Genomic DNA, 16,712 nt, shown 5'->3' with positions numbered 1-16,712 from the left:
CGAATCGGTTGAAGCAGGGCCGTCGCCGCCCTGCCACTCGTCGCCCGGTCAGCTGCCGACCGACCGCCAGATCCGCTCGGGCAGTTCACGGGCGGCTTCGTCCAGATCGAGGTCCCCCACGGTGAGCCAGCGCCGGACGACGGCGACGACCGGGCCCAGGGCCAGGGACTCGATCAAGGAGGCGGGGACCTGGGCGAGTTCGCCCGATTCCTGGTGCGCGTGGATCCAGAGGGTGATCGGTGTCAGCCGGGCCTCCTGGGTGTCCCGGATCTCGCGCGCGCGGGCCATGCCCAGGCGATCCGCGGTGACGGAGTGTACGAGGCGGGCCGCGTCGGGATGGGCCTGTACGAAGTCCAGGTAGGCCAGGACGACGGCCCGGATGCCGGAGCGGGCGTCGGTCTCCTGGAGCAGCGCCGCGCCCAGTTCCTTCAGGAGCTGTTCCAGGGAGCGCAGTGCGAGGGCGGCGACCACCCCGTCCAGGCTGCCGAAGTGGTGGTAGATGCTCCCGGAGCTGACCGAGCTGGTGCTGGTGATGGCTCCGAGGGTGAGACCGGCTTCCCCGGACGAGGCGTAGAGACGGAGCGCCGCGTCCAGGACCTGTTCGACAGTGGCTTCGCCGCGTTGTTGCTTCGGCATCGGGCAGGCGTCCTCGGTCTCTTCACGGCGGCGGATCACCTCAGATCCTCGTCGGGTTCAGCCTAAAGCACCATTACTAGATTCTTTTCTAGAAAGACTTTCCATTCTGCGAGTGGGGGCCCACACTGGGCTGCGCCTGGGCCGTGCCTGGGCGGCCGGGTTCCCCAGGGAGCGGAGCCGCCGCGCGCGGCAACGGGTGGGACCGCGGGGGCGGTTCGGATACGAGGAGGGGGAGACATGGTGTTCCACGTGGAGTTACCGATCGGCGGGGCGGGCGGGCCACAGGACGTGGTGCGCGTCGAGGTCGTGGAGACCGGCGAGGACGGCCTGGTCCGGGTGGCCCGGCCGGGGCAGGTGATGGCGCGCGCCTCACGGTCGCTGGGGGAGATGGTGACCGGGATCCGGCCGGTCGCGCAGAGTTTCGTCGACGGCTTCCGCGGCATGGCCCAGGCGCCCGACGAGCTCAACCTGGAGTTCGGGCTGTCGGTCTCCGCCGAGGCCGACGTCGTGATCTCGAGTACGGCGGCCGAGGCCAACTTCAAGATCTCGCTGACCTGGACCCGCTCCCCGTCCGACGGCCCGGCCGCCGGCACCGCTGCGGGCCCGGCCGCCGACACCGACGCCGACACCGACGCGGCGGAGCCCGCGCCGTGACGGGGCCGCAGGCCTCGGAGGGCGTCGGCCCGAAGGCCCTGAACGCGGCGGTGCTGCGGATCCGTGACCTGCGCGGGGATGCCGTCGGCCTGGGCTTCCTGATCTCCCCCGAGCTCGCCCTGACGTGCGCCCACGTGGTGTCCGCGGCGCTCGGCCTGCCGCAGGACGAGCATCCCGCGCCCGACTCCCGGATCCGCGTCGACCTTCCCCTGTCGTCCGCCTTCGCCCCGGACGCCGTCGGGGTGACCGCGGGCGTCGAACGCTGGCTGCCGCCGCGCGAGCCGGGCGGCGGGGACATGGCGGTCCTCCGGCTGGACGCCCCGCTGCCCGGCGCCCACCCCGTGCGGCTGATCGAGGCCGAGCGGGTGTGGGGTCATCCGGTCCGGGCCTTCGGCTTCCCCGCGGGCCGCCCGGGCGGAGTCTGGCACTCCGGAGTCCTGCGGGAGTCACAGGCCTACGGATGGATACAGGCGGACCTGGCCGACGGAGGCTACCCGGTCTCCCGCGGGTTCAGCGGCACGCCGGTCTGGGACGAGAACCATGTCGGCGTGGTCGGCATGATCGCCGTCGCCGAGGGGGGCCGGCCCCCGGTCAGCTACCTGATCCCGACGGCCGGCATCCTCCGGGCCTGGCCCGAGCTGCGCCCGCTGGCCCTCCCGCCCTCGCCCTTCCGCAGCCTCACGGCGTTCCGGGAGTCCGACGCCCCCCTCTTCCACGGCCGGCGGGCCGAGAGCGACGAGCTGGACCTCGCACTGGCCGGCGAACGGTGGGTGGCCATCGTGGGCGCCTCCGGATCCGGCAAATCCTCCCTCGCGCTGGCCGGGGTCGTCCCCCGGCTGCGGCGATCGGGGGCGGAAGCGGTCGTCGTACGGCCGACCCACGGCAGCAGTCCCCTGGCCGTCCTCGCGGCCGCGCTGCTGCCGCTGCTGGAGCCCGGACTGTCCGAGACACAGCGCCTCGCCCGGATCCCCGAACTGACCGCGGTACTGCGCCAGGGCGGCCTCGCCGACGTCGTGGCCCGGGTACTCGATCTGTCCGGCGGCCGTCGGCTGCTCGTCGTGGTCGACCAGTTCGAGGAACTCCTCGCTCTCGCTCCGCAAGCCGTCGACGAACTGGCCGATGTCCTGTTCGACGACGCCCTGCCGCAGCCGGTCCGGGTGCTCACGACGCTACGGGCCGACTTCCTGGAGATGGCGCTGGCGCATCCCCGGCTCGGGGCCGTCATCGGCCGGCGCGTCCACGCCCTCGGCCCCCTGGGCCCCGAGCGGCTGCGCGAGGTCGTGACCGCGCCCGTGGACGCCGTCCCGGCGGTGCGCTACGAAACCGGCCTCGTGGACCGCATCCTGCAGGACACCGGCACCGAGCCGGGCGCCCTGCCCCTGCTGGGCTTCACCCTCGACCTGCTCTGGCAGAAACAGCGCGGAGGACTGCTCACCTACCAGGCCTACCAGGACCTCGGCGGTGTCACCGGGGCGCTGAGCCTGCACGCCGACCAGGTCTGGACCGAGTACGTCCCCGAAGCGGACGAGCCGGCGGCCCGGCGGCTGTTCACCCAGCTCATCCGGGTCCCCGTGGGCTCACCTGCCGCGACGCGCCGCATCGCCCTGCGCGCCGACCTGGGCGAGGAGCAGTGGCGGATCGCCCAGCGGCTCGCCGCCACCCGGCTCCTGGTGACCGGCCGCAGCGCCGAAGGCGGCGAGACGGTCGAGCTCACCCACGAGGCCCTGATCAACGGCTGGGAGAAACTGGCTCGGTGGGTAGAGAAGGACCGGTCCTTCCTGGTGTGGCGGGAGTCCCTGCGCCACGACATGGACCGCTGGGAGCGGGCCGAGCGCACCTCCGAGCTGCTGCCGACGAAGGTGGCCCTCGCGGGCGCCGACCAGTGGCTGCCCGGGCGCGCCGACGACCTGAGCCCCGGGGAGCGTGCCTACCTGGCTGCCGGGCGCGCCCACCAGCGCTCCCGGGCCCGCCGGGTGCGCGGCGCCTGGTCCGCGGTCTCCTTCATCGCGATCGCGGCCGTCCTGCTGGGGTCGCTGTTCGTCGTCACGCGGCAGGAGAGCCGCAGGCGCGACGCGCTCGCCACCTCGCGCGCCCTGACGCAGGCATCGCAGGACGTCGCCTCCACCGACCCCGCCCAGTCGGTGATGCTCGCGCTCGCGGCCTACCGGACCTCACCGACCCAGGAGGCCCGCAACCAGCTCCTGCGCCAGCACCTGGCGTACTCGGACAAGAGCCGAGTCGTCTCGGGCCTGCTGGGAACGGTACGGGGCCTGCAGACCAGCCTGGACGGCGACGTGGTGCTGGCCACCTCGAAGAACGGAAGGGCGATGCTCTTCACGGGCGTCACCACCGGCAAGGTCCGCAGCGCGCAGGTTCCCTCGGTCGGGCAGGTGAAGTACCCGATGGTCTCGGCCGACGGGAAGCGGGCCGGCTACGTCCAGGAGGACGGGGTCGCCGCGTGGTTCCCGGTGCACGCCGACCGTGAGGAGCCGATGGGCGAGCTGCGCAAGCTGGCCGCGGCCCCGGGAGCGGCCGTCGGCACGGAGAAGGGGCTGGACCCCTCCATGTCGGCGGACGGGACACTGATCGTCCACCGGGTGCTGGACCACCTGGTCTGGTGGGACCTGGACAGCGGTGCCATCGCCCGCACGACGCGCGCGCCCGCGGACCGGAACGACGGCAGCAACGAAGACCTGTGGATCGGCGCGGACAACCGGACCCTGCTGCTGCGGCGGGGCGGGCTGGGCGACAACAACACGGTCCTGCTCGCCTACGACCCGGCGACCGACGCGACGCGGGTCGTCGCCGGCGAGGTGGCCGACATCGAGCTCTCCGGGGACCGGAGGGCAGCAGTGGTGTGCAGCAAGCAGGGCGACGGCATGTCCCTGAGGCTGGTGCGGATCTCCGACGGCGCCCCGCAGGGGAAGGAGTACAACGAGCAGGACAAGCGGTACAGGTCAGGAATCTGCCTTCCGCAGGCGGTCAGCACGGACGGCACGCGGGTGGCGCTGTGGTTCGACGACACGCTGCGCCTGGTCGACCTGCTCCAGAGCAAGGTGGTCTCCACCGTCCCCTCACCCTCCGCGCACTGGTCGCGTCAGCTGGCGTCGGCCGACGGCAGGCTCTACTACGTCGGGTTCAAGGACTCCCTGATCACCTACACCGCACTTCCCACCGGAGAATCCGTACTCCAGGGGGGCCAGCAGATCCTCACCCACGACGGCGGCCGGACGATCAGTGTGCTCGCCGACGGATCCGCGCTGCAGGTGCGGCCCACGGCACCGGGCACCGACGACCAGCTGATCGCCGAGGCCCCGCGCCGGACGCCGTACCGGAAACCGGCGAGCACCGACCTCCTGAGGCTGAGCAAGGACGGACGCCTGCTCGCGGACCTGGAGGGACCCCACGTGGTGTCCGTCCTCGATGCCTCCACCCTGCGCCGGCTGGCCACCATCACCGCGGCCGAGCCGCCCGCCCCGGCCGCCACCACGCCGCCGCCGCTCCTCGCCGGCAGCGAGGAACCGGACTTCCAGCACTTCTTCGACGTCGCCGGCAACGTCCTGACCGTCTCCGGGACCCTGGTCCAGCAGTGGGACGCGCGCACGGGACGCGAACTCGCCCACTACGACGCGAAGGCCCTGCTGCCCACCACGGGGCCCGCGCCGCATACCGGTATCGGCCCCTATCCGGCCCCGGACAAGGTGACCGTGACCGTCTGGGGCGACCCCTCGGTCCGCATCGTCGACCTCACCACGGGCACCGTCACGGAGACCGTCCGCACCACCGAGGACGTCCTCGCCGTGCAGTTCGACCCCAGCGGCCGCTACTTCGGGCTGATGCGCCGGGGCTCCATCGTCGAGCTGTGGCGGCGCGACCCGCTGCGCAAGGAGATCGGTCCGCTGCGCAGCACCGCCGAAGACTCCGCGACCCCGACCGTCACCCAGTTCCTCGACGGTGACGGCCACTTCCTGATCGCCGCCAACAACGCCGTGCGGACCTACGGCATCGAGGAACGCGCCCTCCTGGAGTCGTACGAATTCGGTCGGCCGCCGAGCGAGGCCTCCAGCTCCAGCTCCCTCTTCTCGGCACGTCCGTACGCCTTCATGGACATCTCCAAGGACGCCAGGACGGTGATCTACGCCGACCCCGCAGGTCCGGGCGGTGTCCTGCCGCTCGACCCCCAGGCGTGGCAGCGCGACCTGTGCAAGGCCGTCGGCAACCGGACGTTCACCGCCGAGGAGCGCAGGAGCCTGCCGGTCCGCATCCCGGCGCAGCCGCTGTGCGCAGCGGAGTAGACGGCCTCGCCGCCCGCGGCCGACGCCGATCAGCCGGGCTCGGGGGCCCGGCGGATCCTCAGGCCTCCGGAGTGCCGGGGTCCCCGCTGCCCGCGCCCTGGGAGCCCTCCTGCTCCGCGGCGATCTTCGCGCGGACCTCGTCCATGTCGAGGTCCCGGGCCTGGCGGATGAGGTCCGTCAGGGTCGCCTCCGGCAGCGCGCCGGGCTGCGCGAAGATGGCCACCTGGTCCCGGACGATCATCAGCGTCGGGATCGAGGTGATCTGGAAGGCCCCGGCCAGCTCCTGCTGCGCCTCGGTGTCCACCTTGGCGAACACGAGGTCGGGATGGGCCTCGGAGGCCCGCTCGTAGACCGGGGCGAACTGCAGGCACGGCCGGCACCAGCCCGCCCAGAAGTCGATCAGCACGAACGGGTTCTCGCTGACCGTCTGGTCGAAGTTTTCCTTGGTGAGCTCGACTGTAGCCACGGTGTCCAGACCTCCTGATTGAGCCGTCTGCTCCCTTGAACGAACGGCCCGCCTTCCGCATTCCGCCTCTGCGGGGGTGCCGGTGGAACAGCCCGGGACACCGCCTAGTGCTGTGACCGGGAAGGTTTGCCGGGTTGCGGCGTCCGGTGCGGTGCATCGCAAGGCGGAGGACCGCGGCTCGTACTGGACGTACTTGCGCGGTCCGACAACGCGGCGAGGTGCCGTGCCGGGCGTCGTGACCCGGTGAACCTTCCCGGTCACAGCACTAGAACGGGTGGCCGGCGGGGGTGCTGCGGGCGGTGGTCCAGCGCAGTTCCGTGAAGGCGTCCAGATTCGCCTCGCCGCCGAAGCGGGCACCGGTGCCGGAGGCCCCGACTCCGCCGAAGGGGGCGACGGCCTCGTCGTTGACCGTCTGGTCGTTGATGTGCGCGATCCCGGTCGGGATCCGCTCGGCCAGGTCGAGCCCGCGCCCCGAGTCCCGGGTCACGATCCCGAGGGAGAGGCCGTAGGGGCCCGCCGAAGCCAGAGCCACCGCCTCCTCCTCCGTCGCGAAGGACCGTACGGGCGCCACCGGGCCGAATACCTCCTCGGTGTAGGCGGGGGTGTCGTCGGCGACGCCCGCCAGGACCGTCGGCCGGTAGAAGAGGTCCCGGTGCGTGCCGCCGGCCACGAGCTTGGCCCCCTGCCCGGTGCTGGCCTCCACCAGGGCGTGGACGCGGTCCAGCTGGGCGCGGTCGATCAGCGGGCCCAGGTGGACGCGCTCGCGGTGCGGGTCCCCCACGGCCAGTTCCTCGGCACGCGCGGCGAGCCGCTCGACGTACTCGTCGTAGAGCGAGGCGTGGACGAGGTGCCGCCCGGCGGTCATGCAGATCTGGCCCTGGTGGAAGAAGGAACCCCAGGAGGCCTGGGCCACGGCGGCCTCGATGTCGGCGTCGCGGAGCACGACGAGGGCGGAGTTCCCGCCCAGCTCCAGGTGCACGCGCTTGAGGTGCCGGCCGGCCAGTTCCCCGACGGAGCGGCCCGCGGCGGTGGATCCGGTGAAGGACACCACCCGCACGTGCGGGTCGGCGACCACCGCGGCGCCCGTCCCGGCGCCGCCGGGCAGGACCTGCAGCAGCCCGCCCGGCAGCCCGGCGGCGGCGAAGACCGCGGCGAGGGCGAGGCCGCCGCAGACGGCGGTGCGCCGGTCCGGCTTGAGCAGCACCGCGTTGCCGAGTGCCAGCGCGGGCGCGACCGAGCGGATCGCCAGGATCAGCGGGGCGTTGAAGGGGGCCACGACCCCGACCACCCCGGCCGGCACCCGGCGGGTGAAGGACAGCCGGGGCGCCTCGCTCGGCAGCACCTGCCCCGTGGGGCGCGAGGCCAGTGCCGCGGCCTCGTAGCACTCCTGCGCGGCGACGTGCAGCTCGAAGTCGGCCTTGCCGGATATCGAGCCGGACTCGCGGACCAGCCACTCCCGCAGCTCGTCGGCGTGGGCGGTGAACAGGTCCCCGGCGCGGCGCAGCACGGCCGCCCGCTCCGGGTGGGCGGCCCGCGCCCAGTCCCGCTGCGCCGCGAGGGCCCGTACGGCGGCCTCGGCCACGTCGGCGGGCGCGGCGAGGTCGATGGTGGCGAGGGTGCGGCCGGTGGCGGGTTCGACGACCGGGGCGGGGCCGCCGGTGAGGGTGGGTCCGTCCTGCCAGAGCGTCGGATCGAGGAGCGGCATGGCGCGGGGCCTCCGGGTGGGGATGGGCGGGGCGGGGGGCGGCAGCACGCGCCATCGTGCCAGACCGGAGGCTCCACATCTGTTCAGTTATTGGGCAGTTGACGCCGAGCGCTGACCGGAAACGATCGACGCCCGCGTGGCACCGGCCCGGGTCAGCGCTCCAGGACGAGCGCGATGCCCTGCCCGACCCCGATGCACAGGGCCGCCATGCCGGTACCGGAACCGGCCGCCGCCAGCTGGTGCGCGACCGAACCGGCCAGGCGGGCGCCCGAGGCTCCGAGCGGATGGCCGATCGCGATGGCGCCGCCCCGCGGGTTGACCACGGCCGGGTCGAGCTCCGGCCAGGCCGCGAGGCAGCCCAGCGCCTGCGCGGCGAAAGCCTCGTTCAGCTCGAAGGTGGTCAGATCGGCCAGGGCGCGGCCGGACTTGGCGAGCGCCCGCTGGACGGCGTCGACCGGCCCCAGGCCGAAGAGCTGGGGCTCGATCCCGGTGACGGCGGACGCGCTGATCCGGGCGAGCGGCTCCCGGCCGGTGGCCGCCAGACCCTCCTCGTCGGTCAACAGCAGCGCGGCGGCGCCGTCGTTGAGCGGGGAGGCGTTGCCGGCCGTGACCGTGCCCGTGCCGTCCGTCCGGAAGGCCGGCTTCAGGCGGGCCAGCGCCTCGGGCGTGGAACCCTCCCGGATGCACTCGTCCCGCACCAGGTCCGCTCCGGAGTACGGGACGACCTCGTCGTCGTACAGCCCGGCGGACCAGGCGGCGGCGGCCTTGCGGTGGCTCTCCAGGGCGAAGGCGTCCTGCGCGTCACGGGTGATGCCGTGCTTGTCCGCGACGAGTTCGGCTCCCTCGCCGAGCGAGCCGGTCCACTCCGCGGGCATGCGCGGGTTGGTCATGCGCCAGCCCAGGGTGGTGGACCACATCTGCTGGTGCCCGGCCGGGAAGGCCCGCTCGGGCTTCTGCACGACCCAGGGGGCGCGGCTCATCGACTCGACCCCGCCCGCGATGGCCACGGAGGCATCACCGAGCGCGATGGCGCGGGCGGCCTGGATCACGGCTTCGAGGCCGGACCCGCAGAGCCGGTTGACGGTGACCCCGGGGACGCTCACCGGCAGCCCGGCCAGCAGCACCGCCATGCGGGCCACGTCCCGGTTGTCCTCGCCCGCGCCGTTGGCGTCACCGAAGACGACGTCGTCGATGCGGGCCGGATCGAGGTCCGGCGTACGCTCCACCAGCGCGCGCACGACGTGCGCGGCCAGGTCGTCCGGCCGGACTCCGGCGAGGGCGCCGCCGAACTTGCCGATCGGGGTGCGGACGGCGTCGACGACGTAGACGTCGCGGACGGTGCGGATGCTCATGGGGTCTCTCCTGGGCGGATCCGTACGGGCGGTGGCGCGTCGGTGCCGGTGTGGACACCGGGGCACGCCGCCGGGCACGCCCGGTGGGGCGCGCCCGCAGTCTCCGTCCGCACGTCACCGCCTGTCAACGGCTCCCCGGACCTGGGCGGCCCCTTCCGGATCCTGCCGGGCCCGGCACCGTCAGGTCGACTCGCGGGGGACGGCGGCGGCCGCCATCAGGTCGTGCCGCTCGGTGACCTCCGACGGCTCGCGCACCGCGTGGTCCACCAGCGAGGCCAGATCGGCGCCGGTCGGCACCTCCAGGCGTACGGTGCTCAGCCGCGGCCGCAGGAGCCGCCCGATCAGGAGGTCGTCGGCGCCGATGACGGCGACGTCCTCGGGGACGCGCAGCCCCTCGTCCTGGAGGGCCCGCATCAGCAGCATCGCGTACTCGTCGTTGTACGCGAACGCCGCGTCCAGCCCGAGCCCGCGCCAGCGGGCCGCGAGGGCCGCGGCCGATTCCTCGGAGTAGGCCATCGGGAGGGCCGTGACCTCGGCGCCCGCCACCGACCGGGCGCCCGTGAGCCGGGGCACGGAGAACAGTTCCAGGCCCTCCTCCTCGGGAACGACCACACCGATCCGCCCTCGTCCGCGCTCCACGAGATGGGCGGCGGCCCGGACCCCGACCTCCTGCTGGTCCATGACGAGCGCGTGCGCCCCGGGCACGCCGACGGGCCCCATCGTGATCACCGCGCGGGCTCCGGCCCGCTTGAGGGTGGCGACGTTGCGTGCGGAGAGGGTGATCTCGCCGAGGGAGATCACGGCCACCGGACGCAGTTCCGCCCAGGCCCGCACGGCCTCGTCGCCGCTGAGTCCGAGGCTCCCGTACTGCACCACCGTGTAGTCGAGGCGGCGCAGCGCCCACTGGAGTTCGTTGAGGAAGGTGCTGTAGAGGGGCCCGACCGGCACGTGGGGGGTGGGCAGCAGCACGATCCTGGTGTGTCCGGCGCGCAGGCTGCGGGCGGCGGCGTGCGGGACGTACCCGAGCTCCTCGGCGGCCTCGCGGACCTTGCGGCGGGTCGGTTCGCTGATGCGTACGGCTTCCGCGTTGTTCAGCACGTACGAGACCGTGGCGCGCGAGACGCCGGCGAGGCGGGCCACGTCGGCGCTCGTCGGAGCGGGCGGCGGCGGCGGGGTGGCCGGTCCGGAGGCCGGGCCGGCCGGCTGCGGCTTCGGCGGTTTCGATGACTGAGACATTGCCGTGGCATCTTTCCAGACCGATCACGGCCGAGGGCTGGCGGATGGCCGGAAACGAATGCTACACAGTGGTTACACGAGTCATTGACACGTGTAACTGCTGTGTCACATCCCTCTACGGCCGATGTGCCGACGCCGTGCCCCGCCGTGCCGCCGTCCTGTCGCGCTCCGTCGCACCCCCGCCGTCGCGACCGGGCGGCGCGCACCCGTCCCCACCCCACCCCGCCCCGCACCTCCCTCTTCCCTCATCCGCCCGCATCCGCCCAGGAGGGCACCGTGGCCCGTTCCTCCCCCGGCACCGGCTCCGCCGCCACCACCGACGGGTCCCCCGGACCGGGCACCGGACCCGACCCAGCGCGGCGTGCTCTGCTGACCCTGCTGCTCGTCGGCAACAGCGCCATGTACGCGCTCTGCATCGGCGTGGCCGGCGTCCTGCTCGCGCTCCAGGCCGAGGACATCGATCCGGCGGACAAGGTGGCGAACTTCGGCGTGATCGCGGGGGTCTCGGCGATCTTCGCCACGGTCTTCAACCCCGTCGCCGGCGCCCTGTCCGACCGCAGCGGACGGCGCTCCCTGGATCCTCGGCGGTGGACTCGCCGCCGTGCCCGCGATGTTCCTGCTGGGCCTCGCCGACACGACGCCGTTCGTCGCCTCGGTGGTCGTCTCCTTCAGCGGCGGGTACACCGCGCTGTTCGTCGTCGCGGCCGTGCTCGCCGTGGCGGGGGCCCTGGCCGTGAAGCCGATCCGCAGCGTGCGCTGACGCGTCGGCGCCCTGACGCGCCGACCGGCATGCCGCACCGGCGGCCCGCACCCTCCGCACCCTCCGCACCTTCCACACTTCCCACCACGACCGAAATTCACCGCCGAGAAAGGCACACCGTGCACCTGAACAGCCAGACCTGGGGCGAGGGCGACCGCGTCGCCCTCCTGATCCACGGCATCATGGCCGACCACCGCACCTGGCGCCGGGTCGGCCCCGCCCTCGCCGACCACGGCTACCGCGTCATCGCCGTGGACCTGCGGGGCCACGGCGCAAGCGGCCGCGGCGAGTACAGCCCGGAGCTCTTCGCGGACGACGTGGTCGAGACGCTCCCCGCCGGCGCCGAACTCGCCATCGGCCACTCCCTCGGCGGCCTGACCCTGTCGCTCGCGGTGGACCGGCTGCGGCCCGCCCGGGCCGTGTTCTCCGACCCCGCGTTCCACCTGGCCGCCCCGGCCGAGGGCTTCGGCCCCGAGGTGCTCGCTCAGTTCAAGACGGCGACCAGGGAGCAGATACGGGCGATGAGCCCGCGCTGGGAGGAGGTGGACGTCGACATCGAGCTGGAGACCCTGGCCGTCTGGGACGAGCGGACCGCGCTGAGCCTCGCGCCGCTGGTCGGCGCCGACCTGATGCCGCCCGCACCGGTGGTCCCCTCCCTCGTGCAGCTCGCCGATCCGAGCGTCCTCGTCGATGAGGAGCGGACGCAGCTGCTCAAGAGCCGTGGTTTCGAGGTGCGTTCGGTCGCCGGGGCGGGACACACCATCCACCGGGACGACTTCGACGGGTTCATGGCTTCCCTGGAGGGCTGGCTCTAGAACTACCCGGCCACTCCCCATTACGGTCTCCCTACCGATCGGTAATGGGGAGTGGTACGCGATGTCCGATTCAGCTGTACCGACGGCCTCCGGCCTGGTCGACATGGCCGGCGCCCTCGCCGGAGGAACCGTGTCGGCACGGCGGTTGACCGAGGAGGCACTGCGCCGGATCGCCGCGGCCCAGCCGGAGCTCAACGCCTTCCGGACCGTGCGCGCCGAGGCCGCGCTCGCCGAGGCGGACGCGGCGGACCGGCGGCTGGCCGCGGGCGAGCGGCTGCCGCTGCTGGGCGTACCGCTGGCGGTCAAGGACGACATGGACGTGACCGGGGAGCCGACCGCCTTCGGCTGCGCGGGGGCCTTCGCCCCGAAGACCGCCGACAGCGAGGCGGTACGAAGGCTGCGCGCGGCCGGCGCCGTGATCGTCGGCAAAACCCAGACGCCGGAGCTGGGGCAGTGGCCCTTCACCGAGGGCGAGGCCTTCGGCGAGACCCGCAACCCGTGGAACCCGGCCTACACGCCCGGCGGCTCCTCGGGCGGCTCGGCGGCGGCCGTGGCGGCGGGCCTGGTCCCGGCCGCCCTGGGCTCGGACGGGGCCGGCTCGGTCCGGATCCCCGCGGCCTGGACCCATCTGGTGGGTGTGAAACCCCAGCGCGGGCGCATCTCCACCTGGCCGGAGCCGGAGTCCTTCCACGGGCTCACGGTCAACGGCGTACTGGCCCGCACCGTCGCCGACGCGGCGCTCCTGCTGGACGCCGCGAGCGGCCCGCACCCCGAGGACCTGCACCGCCCGGCACGGATCTCCGCCGTCGAGGCGACCCGGCGCACACCGCGCCGGCTGCGGATCGCCCTCTCCTTCGCGATGGCCTTCACGGCGACGCCCAAGCACCTGGACCCGGAGGTCCGTTCCGCCGTGGAGCGGCTGGCCGCGCGCCTGGAGTCGCTGGGTCACGAGGTGATCCCGGAGGACCCGCGCTACGGCCCGATCGGCCTGACCTTCGTACCCCGCGCGACCAGCGGCGTACGGGACTGGGTGGCGCGGGTGCCCGATCCCGCGCTGCTGGACCCGCGCACGCACGAGGCCGTACGGACGGGCCGCGTCCTGGGCGGGCTCGCCCTGCGGGCCTCCCGCCGGGCGGAGACGGCCCTGCGGCGGCGGGTCGGCGAGGTCTTCGACCGCTTCGACGTGGTGCTGACACCGACGACGGCCACCCCGCCCCTGCGGATCGGCGCCCTGGCCGGGCTGGGGGCCATGGCCACGGACCGGGCGATGATAGCGGCCTGCCCGTACGCCTGGACGTGGAACGTGCTGGGCTGGCCGGGGGTGAACATCCCGGCGGGTCTCACGGCCGACGGACTGCCGATGGGAGCCCAACTGCTGGGCCCGGCCGACTCGGAGCCGCTGCTGCTGGGGCTGGCCGCGCAGGTGGAGGCGGCGGAGGGCTGGGCGGCGGTGCGGCCGGGCCGGTAGGCGGCGAACCCTTCCCCTCATATAAGTTCCCATGAGGAACTATCAAGCGCCACATCACCGGAAGGGGCGACGCGACCCATGGCTCAGCAGACATGGACGGCCGTTGACGACTACTTCGACGGACTGCTGGTCGAGGAGGACGAGGCGCTGCTCGCCGCGGCCGCCGCCACCGAGACCGCCGGCCTGCCCGCCCACCAGGTGGCCCCCAACCAGGGCAAGCTGCTGAACCTCCTCGCCCGCGTCCGCGGCGCCCGCCGCATCCTGGAGATCGGCACCCTGGGCGGCTATAGCACCATCTGGCTGGCCCGCGCCCTCCCGGCCGGGGGCCGGCTGGTCACGCTGGAGGTCGACGAGCGGTGCGCCGACGTCGCGGCCGCCAACATCGGCCGGGCCGGACTGGACCACGTCGTCGAAATCCGGCGCGGCCGCGCCGTCGACCTGCTGCCCGCGCTCACCGGCGAAGAGCCGTTCGACCTGGTCTTCATCGATGCCGACAAGCCGGCCAACCCCGAGTACCTGGAGTGGGCCCTGAGGCTCACCCGGCCCGGCAGCGTCATCATCGGCGACAACGTCGTCCGCGACGGCGCCGTCGTCGACCCGGACAGCTCCGACCCCCGCGTGCAGGGCGTCCGCCGGTTCACCGAACTCATCTCCGAGCACCCGCAGTTGTCCGCCACCGCCCTGCAGACCGTCGGCAGCAAGGGCTACGACGGGCTCATCCTGGCCCTGGTCACCGACTGACCCACGGCGACTGACCCACAGCGCGGGCGCGGGCCGTCTCCGCGCGAGCGGAGGACATCCGGGGGACACCGGACTGCCGGGCGTCCTCTGCTCGCGTTGCGTTTGCCAGCCGCTACGGGCGGCCGGAGACTGGTGATATCAGCGTGGCCCCGCCTCTGCAAACGGGGTTGGTCGGCGCCCACGCTTCTCCCGCTGCTGCCACACCGAGTGGGCACCTGCCGTTCTGTCTGCGAGACCTTCCCGGAGGTCCCGTGGCAACGCTGCGTCCGGCCACGCTGAACGCCGCGCATCTTCCCCGTGTGTTGATGAATGCCGAACCATCGGCTCTCTCACTCAGGAGGTACCCCATGAGGAGAACACGCCCGATCAACTGCATCATTCCCCCCTACATTCTCGACAGGCTCGTGGAGAGCAAAGACAAGGACGTGCGCAAAGCCGCCCTGAACACCCTGTTGACCACTACTCGCCTGCGGGGTGTACGCTCGGCCCGAGTGACCTTCCCCGGCGCCGCCGCCCCGGGCAACGCCCGACGCACCATCTTCGACTGCGAGCACTCGGAATTCCTCCAGACCGCTGCCCTGGCTCGGACGGAAGACGGACCAGAGTCCCCGGACAAGTCGGTCAACCAGGCCTTCGAGGCGCTCGGACTGACGCGCGATTTCTACAAGGAGGCGTTCCAGCGCGATTCCATCGACGGCCAGGGAATGCGTCTGGACGGATTCGTCCACTTCGGCGAGAAGGTCGGTAACGCCTTCTGGGACGGACGGCGGATGCTCTTCGGTGACGGGGACGGAGTGGAATTCGGCGACCTCACCGGATCCCTCGAAGTGATCGCCCACGAGTTGACGCACGGAGTCACCGATCACACCTCGGCATTCGTATACCACAAGCAGTCCGGGGCTCTGAACGAGTCGATGTCGGACGTCTTCGGGTCGCTGGTCAAGCAGTGGAAGAAGAAGGAGACGGCCGAGGAGGCCGACTGGCTGATCGGGGCCGACGTCTGGACCCCGGGAATCGGAGGAGACGCCCTGCGATCGATGAAAGCCCCGGGGACGGCGTTCAACCACCCGCTGGTCGGAAAGGACCCCCAGCCCGACCGTATGAGTAAATTCGTCCACATGCCCGACACCCGAGCAGGGGACAACGGTGCGGTGCACTACAACTCCGGCATTCCGAACAAGGCCTTCTACCTGACGGCCGTGGGCATCGGCGGATTCGCCTGGGAGGCTGCCGGGACCCTCTGGTACGAGTCGCTCAAGGCGTCCACCGCCCAGGATCAGTTCCAGGACTTCGCGGACACCACCTTCCTGAAGGCCGGGGAATTGTTCGGCGTCGGCAGCCCCGAGCAGTCGGCTGTGCTGGCGGCGTGGCAGGAGGTTGAAATCCAGGTCAGAAGTGTCCCCATCGGGCTCGCCCGGGCATGGAGCAATGGGACCAACGGGCGCGGTGGCCTGGGCCGGGAAGACGGCCAGGTAGCCCTGACCAAGCAGATCAGGGACCTGAGCGACAAGGTGGCGGCGCTTGCCAGGGAGGTGGCCGCGCTGCAGGGCAACGGGTGACCACCGGAAATCGCCGCCGATCCGGAGGTTGCGCCCGGTGAAGGTGACCCTGGAGACGTACGGCGGGCTGGCGGCGGCTGCCGACCGCCGCCGCCGGCCCCAGGTGCTGGACACGGCCGGCCTGCCCGGGAGTTCCGCAACCGAGCTGGCCCGGCTGGTGGCGGCCGCCGTCGCGATGCCCGCGGAGGCCGACACCGGCCGCGCCAGGGATGCGCGGAGCTACGCGATCACGGTGGAGGACGGCGGCCGCACGACGCTTCTCGAGCAGTCGGACACCGCCATGACCCCCGCCTTCGCGGCCTTGCTCACGTGGCTCCGCAGACACTTCGCGGGGCAGTGAGGTGCGACGGGTCAGGTTGCCCCACCCTCTCGCCACCGGCAGGATCCGGAATTCTCTTCCGGATCCTGCCGGACCCGCGCCGCCCGGCAAGATCCGAAAGGGACGGCCTGGCTAGTAATCTCCGCGAGATGACGGCACTTTCCCACCACAGCAACGGCCACGTCGAGCAGCCCGGTCGCGACGGCGTCACCGCGACCACTGAGGCCGATCCGCACGCCATCGGCCCCGTGCGGACCGAGTACGCCCCGGACCCCGACGGCGATCCCGACCCCGGCGAGATCGTGTGGACCTGGGTCCCCTTCGAGGAGGACGACGGGCGCGGCAAGGACCGTCCCGTGCTGGTCGTGGCCCGGGAGGCGGGCGGGCGGACCCTGCTCGCCGTACAGCTGTCGAGCAAGCGGCACGACCACGACCGGGAGTGGGTGCCGATCGGGACGGGGCCGTGGGACAGCGCCGGGCGCGAGTCCTGGGTGGACGTGGACCGGGTGCTGCGGGTGCACGAGTCGGGGATGCGCCGCGAGGCCTGCGCGCTCGACCGCGGCCGCTTCGGCCTGGTCGTGGACCGGCTGCGTGAGCGCTACGGCTGGCAGTGACGCACGCGGGCCGGGCGGTGGTCGCGGCCGGGCCCGCGGCCACCGCCCGGACCGGCCCCGGCCTCCCGTGTCCCTGGCCCGGACGGTCCCGG

Annotated in this window: 15 protein-coding genes; 9 read left to right on the top strand and 6 right to left on the bottom strand. The window is 73.0% G+C overall.

Annotated elements, in window-relative coordinates:
* Window positions 1–48 precede the first annotated feature (48 nt).
* The gene (locus tag ACZ573_RS07430; protein WP_471300312.1) at window positions 49–636 is read right to left on the bottom strand and encodes a TetR/AcrR family transcriptional regulator; all 588 of its coding nucleotides are present in this window, start codon (window positions 634–636) and stop codon (window positions 49–51) included.
* A 237-nt stretch (window positions 637–873) separates the two neighbouring features.
* Between ACZ573_RS07430 and ACZ573_RS07425 the strand changes: the two genes are divergently transcribed.
* Together ACZ573_RS07425 and ACZ573_RS07420 are read left to right on the top strand one after the other, a co-directional pair.
* Window positions 874–1,290, top strand: coding sequence for a CU044_2847 family protein (locus tag ACZ573_RS07425; protein WP_471300309.1), 417 nt, complete (start codon window positions 874–876; stop codon window positions 1,288–1,290).
* The gene (locus tag ACZ573_RS07420; RefSeq protein ID WP_471300306.1) at window positions 1,287–5,585 is read left to right on the top strand and encodes an nSTAND1 domain-containing NTPase; all 4,299 of its coding nucleotides are present in this window, start codon (window positions 1,287–1,289) and stop codon (window positions 5,583–5,585) included. Before ACZ573_RS07425 ends, ACZ573_RS07420 begins: the two co-directional genes overlap by 4 nt.
* A 58-nt stretch (window positions 5,586–5,643) precedes the next feature.
* On the opposite strand, the gene ACZ573_RS07415 is transcribed toward ACZ573_RS07420, so the two are convergent.
* From ACZ573_RS07415 to ACZ573_RS07395, 5 genes are all read right to left on the bottom strand, one after another.
* The gene (locus ACZ573_RS07415) at window positions 5,644–6,051 is read right to left on the bottom strand and encodes a thioredoxin family protein (protein WP_471300303.1); all 408 of its coding nucleotides are present in this window, start codon (window positions 6,049–6,051) and stop codon (window positions 5,644–5,646) included.
* A 265-nt stretch (window positions 6,052–6,316) separates the two neighbouring features.
* Window positions 6,317–7,756, bottom strand: a complete 1,440-nt coding sequence (locus tag ACZ573_RS07410; RefSeq protein ID WP_471300300.1) for an aldehyde dehydrogenase family protein — start codon at window positions 7,754–7,756, stop codon at window positions 6,317–6,319.
* A gap of 152 nt (window positions 7,757–7,908) precedes the next feature.
* Entirely contained in the window at window positions 7,909–9,108 is a 1,200-nt protein-coding gene (locus ACZ573_RS07405) for a thiolase family protein (RefSeq protein ID WP_471300297.1), read from the bottom strand.
* Between the two features lie 180 nt (window positions 9,109–9,288).
* Window positions 9,289–10,344 (bottom strand): LacI family DNA-binding transcriptional regulator, encoded by a 1,056-nt coding sequence (locus ACZ573_RS07400; protein ID WP_471300294.1) that lies wholly within the window; start codon window positions 10,342–10,344, stop codon window positions 9,289–9,291.
* A 245-nt stretch (window positions 10,345–10,589) separates the two neighbouring features.
* Window positions 10,590–10,865 carry a hypothetical protein gene (locus ACZ573_RS07395; RefSeq protein ID WP_471300291.1) on the bottom strand — a complete coding sequence of 92 codons (276 nt, stop codon included), beginning with the start codon at window positions 10,863–10,865 and terminating at the stop codon, window positions 10,590–10,592.
* An 80-nt stretch (window positions 10,866–10,945) separates the two neighbouring features.
* On the opposite strand from ACZ573_RS07395, the gene ACZ573_RS07390 reads away from it, so the two are divergent.
* The 7 genes from ACZ573_RS07390 (at window position 10,946) to ACZ573_RS07360 (ending at window position 16,620) form a co-directional block, all read left to right on the top strand.
* Window positions 10,946–11,104: a hypothetical protein gene (locus ACZ573_RS07390; protein ID WP_471300289.1), complete on the top strand. Its 159-nt coding sequence runs from the start codon at window positions 10,946–10,948 to the stop codon at window positions 11,102–11,104.
* A gap of 119 nt (window positions 11,105–11,223) precedes the next feature.
* Window positions 11,224–11,919 carry an alpha/beta fold hydrolase gene (locus ACZ573_RS07385; protein ID WP_471300286.1) on the top strand — a complete coding sequence of 232 codons (696 nt, stop codon included), beginning with the start codon at window positions 11,224–11,226 and terminating at the stop codon, window positions 11,917–11,919.
* A gap of 61 nt (window positions 11,920–11,980) precedes the next feature.
* Entirely contained in the window at window positions 11,981–13,387 is a 1,407-nt protein-coding gene (locus ACZ573_RS07380) for an amidase (protein ID WP_471300283.1), read from the top strand.
* Between the two features lie 78 nt (window positions 13,388–13,465).
* On the top strand, window positions 13,466–14,128 hold the full coding sequence (locus tag ACZ573_RS07375; RefSeq protein ID WP_471300280.1) for an O-methyltransferase: 663 nt from the start codon (window positions 13,466–13,468) through the stop codon (window positions 14,126–14,128).
* A 347-nt stretch (window positions 14,129–14,475) separates the two neighbouring features.
* Window positions 14,476–15,687, top strand: coding sequence for a M4 family metallopeptidase (locus tag ACZ573_RS07370; protein ID WP_471300276.1), 1,212 nt, complete (start codon window positions 14,476–14,478; stop codon window positions 15,685–15,687).
* Window positions 15,688–15,724: 37 nt separating this feature from the next.
* The gene (locus ACZ573_RS07365; RefSeq protein WP_471300273.1) at window positions 15,725–16,027 is read left to right on the top strand and encodes a protealysin inhibitor emfourin; all 303 of its coding nucleotides are present in this window, start codon (window positions 15,725–15,727) and stop codon (window positions 16,025–16,027) included.
* A 128-nt stretch (window positions 16,028–16,155) separates the two neighbouring features.
* On the top strand, window positions 16,156–16,620 hold the full coding sequence (locus ACZ573_RS07360; protein WP_471300271.1) for a type II toxin-antitoxin system PemK/MazF family toxin: 465 nt from the start codon (window positions 16,156–16,158) through the stop codon (window positions 16,618–16,620).
* The last annotated feature ends 92 nt before the right edge of the window (window positions 16,621–16,712 follow it).

The organism is Streptomyces sp. NPDC040545 (assembly GCF_055595065.1).
This window is presented reverse-complemented; position numbering and strand designations above follow the sequence as displayed.